6 protein-coding genes are annotated in these 11721 nt (G+C 59.2%); all 6 read right to left on the bottom strand.

Annotated features, from left to right (window positions below; all coding sequences use genetic code 11):
* Positions 1–90: 90 nt before the first annotated feature.
* The 6 genes from AC07VY_RS18675 to AC07VY_RS18700 all read right to left on the bottom strand — a co-directional run bounded on the left by AC07VY_RS18675 (position 91) and on the right by AC07VY_RS18700 (position 11671).
* Positions 91–930, bottom strand: coding sequence for an SDR family NAD(P)-dependent oxidoreductase (locus AC07VY_RS18675; RefSeq protein ID WP_495098772.1), 840 nt, complete (start codon positions 928–930; stop codon positions 91–93).
* 88 nt (positions 931–1018) lie between these two features.
* Entirely contained in the window at positions 1019–1642 is a 624-nt protein-coding gene (locus AC07VY_RS18680) for a hypothetical protein (protein ID WP_495098773.1), read from the bottom strand.
* An 81-nt stretch (positions 1643–1723) separates the two neighbouring features.
* Entirely contained in the window at positions 1724–3205 is a 1482-nt protein-coding gene (locus AC07VY_RS18685) for a TolC family protein (RefSeq protein WP_495098774.1), read from the bottom strand.
* Between the two features lie 109 nt (positions 3206–3314).
* A complete protein-coding gene (locus AC07VY_RS18690) occupies positions 3315–4682 on the bottom strand; it encodes an HlyD family type I secretion periplasmic adaptor subunit (RefSeq protein WP_495098775.1) in 1368 nt (455 codons plus the stop codon).
* Complete coding sequence (locus AC07VY_RS18695; protein WP_495098777.1) at positions 4679–6937, bottom strand: type I secretion system permease/ATPase; 2259 nt, start codon at positions 6935–6937, stop codon at positions 4679–4681. Before AC07VY_RS18695 ends, AC07VY_RS18690 begins: the two co-directional genes overlap by 4 nt.
* 135 nt (positions 6938–7072) lie before the next feature.
* Entirely contained in the window at positions 7073–11671 is a 4599-nt protein-coding gene (locus tag AC07VY_RS18700; RefSeq protein WP_495098776.1) for a calcium-binding protein, read from the bottom strand.
* Positions 11672–11721: the final 50 nt, after the last annotated feature.

Genomic DNA, 11721 nt, shown 5'->3' on the forward strand with positions numbered 1-11721 from the left:
ACGTAAAGGGGGCATATAAAAACTTGGACTACCAAGAGGCAGTTCAAGTATTTGTATGAAGCCCTCCCTCTAAACCATTCGCAGTTCTGTTCAAGACGCGGTAAAACCACCATCCGCAGCCAAGACATGGCCCACGACATACGAAGCCTCATCCGAAGCCAGCCAGACTACCGCTTCGGCGACTTCCTCTGGCTGACCCATGCGACGCAGAGGTAGAGAAGCAGCCACAACCGACATGTCCGCGATACCTGACGCTAACATCATGTCGGTCACTACGCGCCCAGGTGCCACCGCGTTGATGCGGATGCCGCGCGGAGCACACTCCATGGCAGCCGATCGCATCAAGGAAATCACGGCAGCCTTGGAGGCGGAGTACAGCGATAGACCCGGATTGGGATTGCGCAGACCACTGACAGAGGCGTTGATGACGATGCTGCCGGTTCCTTGTGCCGCCATGACTGGTACTTGGTATTTCAAGCATAAGAATACCGAACGTACATTGGCATCGAATACGTTGTCGTAGACGCTACTGTCTTGCGCCTCTATCGGAGCACGTCGCTCCTGAAAACCAGCGTTGTTAAACGCCACATCCAGCGATCCGAACTGATCCACCGTCGTTTGAACAAGCCGCGCCACCTCGTCCTCGCGTGTGACATCCGTTTGCACAAACAGCGATTGCACGCCTAGAGCTTGGCATTCGGCAACCACGGCCTGTCCCTCCTGTTCGCGTCGATTGGCGATCACGACCGCCACCGCTCCCTCGTGCGCCATCCGGATCGCTGTCGCACGTCCAATACCGCTGCCGCCCCCGGTGACCAATCCAACGCGCCCTGCCATGCGGCCACGCCATGCAGGCAAGTCGTATTGCTGCTTGAATGTTGCCATATTAAGGTACTCCATTTTCAATGGCTGCCGACCAATCGGTTGCATGATACAACCATATGGCGACACCAAATAAAATGAAGGATGCGGACGAAAACTTCAACTATGAGGAAGTACGTTCCCCGCCAATCTATAGCTACTCCACAATTTCATCGTTGACTGCATACACGTGGCAATTCGTAAATCCGCGCTTGCGACATTCCTCAACCGCTTCCGCCGCTACCGCCTCATTGGTCCGAGACTTGCGACCTGAAACACTCCCCCAATGTCCCCCGTCGGCAATCGCGAAAGCTTTGGGCGAGGGCTTCTGCTGGTATTCGGCAAATCCTGCAATGGAATTGCCGTGTAGGGGAAGCGATGTGTTGCCGGTTGCTCGCTGTAACTTGCGTGCGATCTGCTGCAAGATGTCTTGTGTCCAGTCGGTGGCCGTAACGTTCAAAAGCATAGCGCGTTTAGACACCACCTCAACCTTGGTTTGATTCTCCCCCTCGGCGGTGATGCGCAGCGCCACTTTCTCTCCCCAGCTGAATGCGGACACACCTTTGGATCCGGCAATGGTGTTCGTTGCTTTGTCTGCACTGCTGACCACGATGTTGAGTGCCGGTAGTGCTTTGAGCGCAGCATCCCATACAGCGTCATACGTGTTGGGATACGTCCGGGCAAGCCCAGAGCCCAGATCAGCCTTGGCCGTTTCCACGGACGCACAGCCTGAGACAAGTACCGCAACTACACATACTGCCCAACTCAAAAAAGACTTCATGCTGATTTACTCCACAACTGCGTAATATTTCGAACGCCCAAACATTTCATTTTTGTTGTCTGCAGCTTCGCTGCTATAGCCTCACTCCGCCACCCCCAGCCGCCCCAATCCCCCCGCACTGGCCACCAAACGCAGCCGCGCCCCGCGCCAATCCGCCAGACACCGTATCCGCTCCTGCTGCGCATCCGACAACGCCGCCTGCGTGCTCAGAATCTCCAGAATATCCGCAGCCCCCTTGTCAAACTTGCGCTGCACTGAAGCCAATGCTGCCTGCGCCGCCTCCAGCAATTGGCGCGAAGCCTCCAGCTCGTCCAGTGCCGACATCGCATCCGCATGAGCTTTGACCAGTTCCATCAGGACCTGGTGCTCCGTATCCAACAGATCGGCCTGCTTCTGCTCCGCCTGCGCCAGGGCACCGCGCACCTTGTAGGTCCGTGCAAACCCTTCGAACAAGGGAATGGTCAAGGTCACTCCCAGCATGCTTTCGCGGGTCCTGGTACTGGGCAGACCTTGGTTGGGCCGGCCGTTCTGGTAGAAGTTGCTGCTCACGTCCAGGGTGGGCCGCCCTTCGGCCCGGGTTGCCAGAACGCGTGCATCTGCCGCCGCCAACTGGGCACGGGCCGCCACAATCGACGGGTGCTGGGCCTGGGCTTGTTCCAGCCAACTGTCCAGGTCCTGGCGCAGACTGTTGTGCATGCCAGGTCCTGACTCCAGCTTTGACTCCAGTTCCTCCGCCAACTCCAGGCGGGTATTGGCTGGCATGGCCTCCACCCCCAGCACATACACCAGCACCGACTGGGCCTTGGCATAGGCGCCCTGGGCCCGGCTTCTGTCCAGAGAGGCCTTGGCCAGTGCCGTACTGGCCTGCAAAGTATCGGACTGGGCCCCGGCCCCCTTGCTCTCGCGGCGCTGGGCGGCTTCCAGTGTCTGGCGGGCCAGGGCTTCATTGGTTTGCCGGGCTATCCAAGTGGCCTGGGCGGTCTGCACATCGAAGTAAGCCTGGATGACACCCGCCAGTGTCTTCTGCAGTACGGCGTCATGGCTGGCTAGCGCCGCATCCAGCAGTGCCCGCGCTGCCAGGGTATTGGCTTGGCGGGTTCCAAAGTCGAACAAGCGCCAGCTAAGGCTGGCATACACCGAATCACCCAGGAGTTTGGCGCCCGGCAGATCCGAATGGGGAATCCAGGTCTTGTCTCGGGTGCGGCTGACACTCATGCTGGCGGTCGGCAAGTAGGCGGCCCGGGCCTCCCCGAGTGCCGCCGACTGCTGTTTGATCGCCGCCCAGGCACTCTGTACCTGCGGGTTGTGGCACAGGGCGGTATCCACCGCCTGGGCCAGACTCAGTGTGGTGGTGGTTGCGATGGTTTTGGTGCTGCTGGTGTTGGTTGCCGCGCTGTTGGCAATGTCCAGCTCTGCACAGGGTATGGGACGGCTGTCTCCGGGCAAGACCGCGCCCGCATCCAGCACGGGTGGGCGCGTGAGCAGCGGGTCGTCCCAGCGTTTACCCAACCGGTCCCATAGCTCTCCAGCCTGCAGCGGTGCGGCCAGCAAACAAAGGAGCACGCCCAGCACCATGGGAGCAGTGGTCCATGTGTCTGTTTGGCCTGTTTTTCCCCTTGTGCCAAGGAATTCATGTGGATTACCGGTTCTATGCCCCATTGGAATACCGTACTTAACGCTCATGCAAGGCCTCACGCTGGTGCTGCACCAGGGGCGACAGGATGTACTCGATCACCCGGCGCGTGCCAGTCTTGATCTCCACGTTCACCGACATACCAGCACCCAAGGCCAGGGCCTTGCCATCCACGTCCATGGACGACTGGTCCAATGCGACCTTGACGGAATAGATCAGGCCTTTTTTCTCATCCTGGATGGCGTCGCGTGAGACGTGGGTCACCCGGCCCGGGATGGTGCCGTACTTGGTGTAGTCGAAGGCATCGATCTTGACCTCGGCGGTTTGGCCTTCCTGTACGAAGCCTACATCCTTGTTTTCCATAAAGGCTTCGACCTCGACCTGGGTGGCACGCGGCACGATCAGCATCAAGGGCTGGGCCGCGGGTACCACACCACCGACGGTGTGCACATTCAGCTGTTGTACCGTGCCGTCTACAGGGGCGGTCAGTCGCAGCAGTTTGCTGTGTTCGCCGGCGCGGCGGGCATCCTGCTTGCTGGAGGCCGCCGTGCGGCTGCCTTCGGTGAGTGCGTCGTGGGCTTCCTTGCGGGTCTGGGCGATCAAGGCGGCACGCTGGTGCTGGGCATCTTGCAGCTGACCTTCCAGGTCGATGCGGGCTTGCTCTTTCTCCAGCCAGGCGTGCTCGGAAACATCGTGGTTCTGGGCCAGGGCCTTGTAGTCATTCGCACGCTGGGTCGCCAAGGGCAGGCCTTGAGCAAAGTGGCTGATATCACCGTCCAGCCGGTTGAGCTTGGCCAGGAAGTCCTGGTACTGGCCGTCGAGTTGGCGCTGGGCGGCTTGCACCTGGTCGGCGGGGAGGTTGGCTAGTGACGGTAGCTGTGGCAGCTGGGGCAGCTGTGGAGCTTGGCGCAGATGGGCGTCCACGGCCTGGACCATGGCTTGTGACCGTGCCACTTGCAGGGTAGACGCCACCGCATCGCCCGAAGCCTTGTCGTGCTCGGCATCGGTAGCAGAGGTATCCAGCTCCACCAGGACGTCACCGGCCTTCACCAACTGGCCTTCCTTGACGTGCACAGCGCGTACGGAGGCCACGTCCACGGAAGCAATGGTCTTGGTATATCCAGAAGGAATGACCTTGCCCGTGGCATTCACGACGATGTCGATGTGGCCCAGGATGGACCACAGCAAGGCCACCACCACGATGGCCATCAGGATGCGTCCTGTCAGGCGTGCCGTAGACGACACCGGCTTCTCTTGCAGGGACAGGGCTGCGGGCAGGAATTCCGCCTCCTGCTCGTTGAGCAAACCGCCGCCCAAGGACTCCCGGATCTTCCAGAAGTGCCGGAAGGTCAGGACGTAGCGTTGGATGAGCTCTTGGTAGGCTCCTATGCGGTGGCCTAGGCTCATACCGTCACCTCGGGAGGGGTGTGGGTGGTCTGGCTGGTAACAGCGTTAGCCACCGCACCCTGCATCGCTGTTGCTGGTGTGGATACTGGCGCTGGGGCAGGATGGGATTCTGGGCTCTGGTTCCCCTGCTGCAAGCGGTACAGGTGGCTGTAGATGCCTTGCGGGTTCTGCAGCAGCTGGGCATGGCTGCCCATCTCGGCGATCTGGCCGCGCTCCATCACGATGATGCGGTTCGCCTCGCGCACGGCCGACAGGCGGTGGGCGATGATGAGCACGGTGCGACCAGCGCAGATGCGGCGCATATTGTCTTGGATGATCTTCTCGGACTCGTAGTCCAGTGCGCTGGTGGCTTCGTCGAAGATCAGGATGCGCGGGTTGCTCAGCAAGGCCCGGGCGATGGCGATACGCTGCCGTTGGCCGCCCGAGAGCCCGGTGCCGTGTTCACCGACCAGGGTGTCGTAACCCTCGGGCAGTTCACAGATGAATTCGTGGGCACCGGCCAGTTTGGCGACCTCGATGATGGCCTCGATCGGCAGGGCCGGGTTGACCAGGGCGATGTTGTCGCGCACCGAGCGGGTGAACAAGGTGTTTTCTTGGAGCACTACGCCGATTTGCTGGCGCAGCGAGGTGGTATCGATGATGGCGATGTCCTGGCCATCCACCAGTACCCGGCCGCGGTCCGGGATATATAGGCGCTGCGCCAGCTTGGTCAAGGTGCTCTTGCCGGAGCCGGAGCGGCCGACAATGCCGATGACCTCACCGGGATGGATTTTGAGCTGTACGCTGCGCAGTACGTCGGGAGCATCGGGGCGGTAACGGAACGATACCTGGTCGAACTCGATGGCCCCAGCAATACGCGGGATGCGGGTCTTTTGCCCTACGACCTCGGTGCGGGCATTGAGGATGTCGCCCAGGCGGCCCATGGAGATGCCAACCTGCTGAAAGTCGTTCCACAGCTGGGCCAGGCGCAGGATGGGGGATGCCACCTGGCCGGACAACATGTTGAAGGCGATCAGCTGGCCCACCGTGAGCTGGTTGTCGATGACCAGGCTGGCACCTAGCCACATGATGGCCGCGGTAACCAGTTTGCTGACCAGGGTGACACCACCACTGGCAACGGTAGCGATGTTGGTGGTGGACAGGCCTGCAGCGACGTAAGAGGCAAGTTGTTTTTCCCACTTCTGTTGCCAGCGGGGTTCGACAGCCATGGCCTTGACGGTGTCGATGCCACTGAGGGTTTCGACCAGGAAGGACTGGTTTTCTGCACTCTTGTTGAACTTGTCGTTCAAGCGCGCCCGCAGGACCGGGGTGAAGACCATGGACAGGCCGACATACAGCGGGATGGAGGCAACGACTACCAGGGTGAGCCAGACGCTGTACCAGAGCATGACGGCCAGGAAGATGAAGGAGAACAGCAGGTCCAGCACCAGGGTGATGGCGTTGCCGGTCAGGAACGAGCGGATGTTCTCCAGCTCACGGATACGGGCTACCGAGTCGCCGACCCGGCGCGCCTGGAAGTAGCTGATGGGCAGGTTCAGCAGGTGTTTGAACAGCCGGGCACCCAGCTCCACGTCCATCTTGCTGCTGGTGTGGGAGAACACGTAGGTGCGGATACCGGTGAGCAGGGCTTCGAAGATGGTGGCGCAGACCAGGCCGATGGCGATGACGTTCAAGGTCTTCATGGCGTGGTTGACCAGGACTTTGTCCATCACCACCTGGAAGAACATGGGGGTGGCCAGGCCGATGAGCTGCAGTACCAGGGAGATCAGCAAGACCTCGCCCAGCAGACGGCGGTATTTGACGACGGCGGGGATGAACCAGGTGAAGTCGAACTTGGCGACTTCTCCGGCGTAACTGGCCTTGGAGGTGAGAAACACCATGTCGCCCGACCACAGGGCCAGGAAGTCGGCCAAGGCCAGGACTTCAGGTGGCTTGCCGGGACGCTGCAGCAGCAGCTTGGGGTTGGCTTTGTCGCTGGTATCGAGTTTGGCGGCGATAAAGTACTGGCCATCGCGGTCGATGGCAATCGCTGGGAGTGCGGCCCGGTCCAGGCGTTCGGCTGGCTGGCGCACCAACTTGGCGGCCAGGCCCAGGGACTTGGCGGCGAGCAACAGGGTTTGCGTGGTGAAGGGTTCCTGACCGAACGCATGCTTGAGCTGGTCCGCATCGGCGGCCACGCCGTGGTAGCTGGCCATCATTAGCAGCGAGAGCAGCGCCGTGTCGGGAGCCACAGGCGCAGAGGCTGCGGCGGACATGGACGCCGCCGAGGCAGGGGAAATCAGGGGATCGGACATTGGAGCTTGGGAGGGCGGGAGAACGCACAGCGCAAATCCGCTTCAGGCCACCCGTAGGTGGCCCGAAGCGGACAAGGCTGAATAAGCGCTTTTGCTTTAGTGCCAGTTCGCCGCGATCACCGGTTGCAGAGCGTTGTTCTCTGCAGTGGTGTAGGCGGTTTGGCTGGAGGGCGGGACACCGAAGCTGGCCATGGCCTGAACCAGGTTTTGCACCTGGCTGTCGAGCAACACCTTGCCATCGCTGGTCTTGATCTGCTCTACGTGGTATTGGCTGCCGCTGTACCAATTCTGGATGCTGAACTTGTCGGTGGTGCCCAGGATGCTCACGTCCAGGTTGTTACCGGACTGGGAGAACCACAGCTGGTCCACAGCAATGCCTGCGCTTAACACCACCACATCGGTATTGCCTTCGGTGGAGTCGGTATCGACGATAGTGTCTATGCCATCACCACGACCCAACACATAGGTGTCGTTGCCGCCGTCGCCATACATTATGTCGTTGCCTGCACCGCCATTGAAGGTGTCGTCGCCAGCACCGCCGGACAGGGCATCATTTCCCGCACCGCCCATCATGGTGTCGTTGCCGTTTTCTCCTCGGATGTTGTCGTCACCTAGACCGCCGTCGATCACGTCATCGCCATCCCGGCCAAAGATGTCGTCGTTGCCGTCCAATCCGTTGATCACATCTGCGCCGGAAAACCCTGTCAGATAGTCGTTGGCTGCGGTGCCAGTTAACACTTGGGATTTCACGTCCGCCACCGACCACACCGTATTAGGGGAATCGGCAAAGCGGATCTCTTCAATCTGCGAGCCGTTGGTACCGTCTCCGCTGAAATAGCCGGATACCTGGATCTGGTCACTGGTACCGTTGATCTTCAGCACCAGTGTGTCGCCGCTTCGAACGGCTTGCACGTCGGATGCCGCTACGCCGGCCTTGAAGATGATTTGGTCGACGTGACCAGCGGTGCTGTCATAGTCGAATATCGTATCCTGTCCGTCGCCCTTGCCAAACAGATAGGTGTCGTTACCAACATCTCCGTAGATGGTGTCGTTACCTGCACCACCGTCAAAAGTGTTGTTGCCGGCGCCACCGGATAGCGAATCGTCGCCTGCACCGCCGATCAGCGTGTCGTTACCGTTCTCGCCCCGGATATTGTCATTGCCAGCACCGCCGTCGATCACGTCATCGCCGTCCCGGCCGAAGATGTCGTCATTGCCATCGCCACCGTTGATCACATCCGCGCTGGCGTAACCCACCAGATAGTCATTGCCGCTTCCGCCGGTTAGCACCTTGGCTTTGACATCGTCCACAGTCCATACCGTATTGGGCGCATCGGTGAAACGAATCTCCTCGATCTGCGAGCCGTTGGCGGCGTCGCCGCTGAAGTAACCCGACACTTGGATTTGGTCGCTGGTGCCGTTGATCTTCAGCACCAGCGTGTCACCGCTACGGACTGCTTGCACATCGGATGCGGCTACGCCAGCCTTGAAGATGATCTGGTCGGTGTTGCCAGCGGTCGTGTCGTAGTCAAACACGGTATCTTGGCCATCGCCCTTGCCAAACAGGAAGGTATCGTTGCCGCTGTCACCGTACATCGTATCGTTACCCGCGCCGCCGTCGAAAGTGTCGTTGCCGGCGCCACCGGACAGGGAATCGTTACCTGCGCCACCGATCAGCGTATCGTTACCGTTTTCGCCACGGATGTTGTCGTCGCCCAGGCCGCCGTCGATCACGTCATCGCCGTCCCGGCCAAAGATGTCGTCGTTGCCATCACCACCGTTGATCACATCCGCGCTGGCGTAGCCCAACAGATAGTCATTGCCGCTTCCACCGGTTAGCACCTTGGTTTTGACATCGTCCACAGTCCATACCGTATTGGGCGCATCGGTGAAACGGATCTCCTCGATCTGCGAGCCGTTGGCGGCGTCGCCGCTGAAGTAACCCGACACTTGGATTTGGTCGCTGGTGCCGTTGATTTTCAGCACCAGCGTGTCACCGCTACGAACTGCTTGCACATCGGATGCTGCCACGCCAGCCTTGAAGATGATCTGGTCGATATGACCTGCGGTCGTGTCATAGTCGAATATCGTGTCCTGACCATCTCCCTTGCCGAACAGATAGGTGTCGTTACCAACATCGCCATAGATGGTGTCATTGCCTGTACCACCGTCAAAAGTGTTGTTGCCGGCACCACCGGATAAGGAATCGTTGCCTGCGCCACCGATCAGCGTATCGTTACCGTTTTCACCTCGGATGTTGTCGTCACCGGCACCGCCGTCGATCACGTCGTCACCGTCTCGGCCAAAGATGTCGTCATTGCCGTCGAAGCCATTGATTACGTCAGCACTAGCTGTACCCACCAAGTAGTCATTTCCAGCGGTACCAGACAGTACCAAGGACTTCACGTCTGCAACAGTCCAGACCGTATTGGGGGCATCCACAAACCGGATCTCTTCTATTTGAGAGCCATCTCCGCTGAAGTAGCCGGATACTTGGATCTGGTCGCTTGTGCCGTTGATCTTTAGCACCAGTGTGTCGCCACTACGGCTAGCCTGTACATCCGATACGGCTACGCCAGCCTTAAATATGATTTGATCGACATTACCATCGGTTGTGTCGTAGTCGACTACGGTATCTTGACCATCGCCCTTACCAAAAAGGTATGTATCGTTCCCGGTCCCGCCAGTCAGGGTGTCATTTCCAGCACCACCGTTTAACGTGTCGTTGCCATTTTCGCCCCGGATGTTGTCATCACCTGCACCACCGTCGATCACGTCGTCGCCGTCTCGGCCAAAGATGTCGTCGTTGCCGTCTAAGCCGTTGATTACATCCGCGCTGGCGTAACCGGCCAAATAGTCATTACCTGCCGAGCCCGTCAGCGCCATCGCTTTGACATCGGATATGGACCACACCGTGCTGGGTGCATCGGTGAAACGAATTTCTTCGACTTGCGAACCGTTGGTCGCATCTCCGTTGAAGTAGCTTTGCACACGCAATTGGTCGCCGGTACTGTTGATCGTCAAGATCAACGTATCACCATCTCGACCCACCCGCACATCCGATGCTGTTACACCCGACTTGAAGATGATTTGGTCGGTATTGCCTACCGTAGCGTCGTAGTCGATCACCATGTCTTGGCCGTCACCCTTGCCAAACAAATAGGTGTCATTGCCACCGTCGCCATAGGCAATGTCGTTGCCTGCACCACCGTCAAAGGTGTCGTTACCAGCACCACCGGACAGCGCATCATTGCCTGCGCCGCCGATTAGCGTGTCGTTGCCGCTTTCGCCGCGAATGTTGTCGTCACCCGCACCGCCATTGATTTGGTCGTCACCGTCTCGGCCAAAGATATCGTCGTTGCCATCCAGGCCATTGATTACGTCCGCACTGGAATAACCTACCAGGTAATCGTTACCTGCCGTGGCGGCCAGAGCTAAGGCCTTGACATCGGCCAACGTCCAGACTGTGCTAGGAGCGTCCGTGAAACGAATTTCCTCCACTTGCGAGCCATTGGTTCCATCTCCACTGAAGTAAGCCTGCACACGCATCTGGTCGCCAGTGCCATTGATTGTCAAGACCAGCGCATCGCCATCTCGGTTCACCTGCACATCCGATACCGCCACCCCCGCCTTGAAGATGATCTGGTCAAAGTTTCCGGTAGCCGTGTCAAAGTCGATCAACGTGTCCTGGCCATCCCCTTTGCCGAACAGATAGGTGTCATTGCCAATATCCCCGTATATGGTGTCGTTACCAGCACCTCCGTCGAAGATGTTATTACCGGCTCCGCCGGAGAGGGTATCGTTGCCCGCGCCACCGATCAGGATGTCGTTGCCGTTTTCGCCGCGGATGTTGTCATCACCCGCTCCGCCATCGATCACGTCATCGCCGTCCCGGCCAAAGATGTCGTCATTACCATCTAAGCCATTGATGGTGTCCGCGCTGGCATAACCTACTAGGTAATCATTGCCCGCCGTGCCGGCCAAGACTTGGGCTTTGATATCGGCTACGGTCCAGACTGTGCTGGGCGAATCAGTAAAGCGAATCTCCTCCACTTGCGAACCGTTGGTGGCATCTGCGTTGAAGTAGCTTTGCACGCGCAATTGATCGCCGGTGCTGTTGATCGTCAAGATCAACGTATCGCCATCTCGGCCTACCCGGATATCCGATACGCTTACGCCCGCCTTGAAGATGATTTGGTCGGTGTTTCCGGCAGTCGTATCAAATTCGACCACCATGTCTTGGCCATCTCCCTTGCCAAACAAATAGGTGTCGTTGCCACCATCGCCATAGGCAATGTCGTTGCCTGCACCACCGTCAAAGGTGTCGTTACCAGCACCACCGGACAGCGCATCGTTGCCTGCGCCGCCGATCAGCGTGTCGTTGCCGTTTCCGCCTCGGATGTTGTCGTCACCGGCACCGCCGTCCAACTTGTCATCTCCGTCCTGGCCGTACAGATCATCATTGCCATCGCCGCCAAAGAGCAAGTCGTTGCCCATTCCCCCGGACAAATTGTCATTGCCGCCTTGGCCATCCAGAATGTCATCCCCCGCTCCCGCGTCGAATGTATTGGCGTTTGCGTCCCCACCAAATGCGTCGTTAGAGTCCGAGCCGGAGGTGGCTGCGGCCGTCATGAGGTCATAGCCTGTAAGGCTAAACCCCTGGCGGATATCGGCATCGGTTGCAGCTTGTTGCATCAAGCTGCTCAGTTGCTGAGCGCTATCCCAGCCCATGCTATCGAGCATGG

The organism is Rhodoferax sp. GW821-FHT02C08 (genome assembly GCF_059421805.1).

Coding starts and splice junctions, on each gene's coding strand:
- AC07VY_RS18675 (WP_495098772.1), bottom strand. CDS start 930: ATGCAACCGATTGGTCGGCAGCCATTGAAAATGGAGTACCTTAATATG.
- AC07VY_RS18680 (WP_495098773.1), bottom strand. CDS start 1,642: ATGAAGTCTTTTTTGAGTTGGGCAGTATGTGTAGTTGCGGTACTTGTC.
- AC07VY_RS18690 (WP_495098775.1), bottom strand. CDS start 4,682: ATGAGCCTAGGCCACCGCATAGGAGCCTACCAAGAGCTCATCCAACGC.
- AC07VY_RS18695 (WP_495098777.1), bottom strand. CDS start 6,937: ATGTCCGCCGCAGCCTCTGCGCCTGTGGCTCCCGACACGGCGCTGCTC.
- AC07VY_RS18700 (WP_495098776.1), bottom strand. CDS start 11,671: ATGCAACAAGCTGCAACCGATGCCGATATCCGCCAGGGGTTTAGCCTT.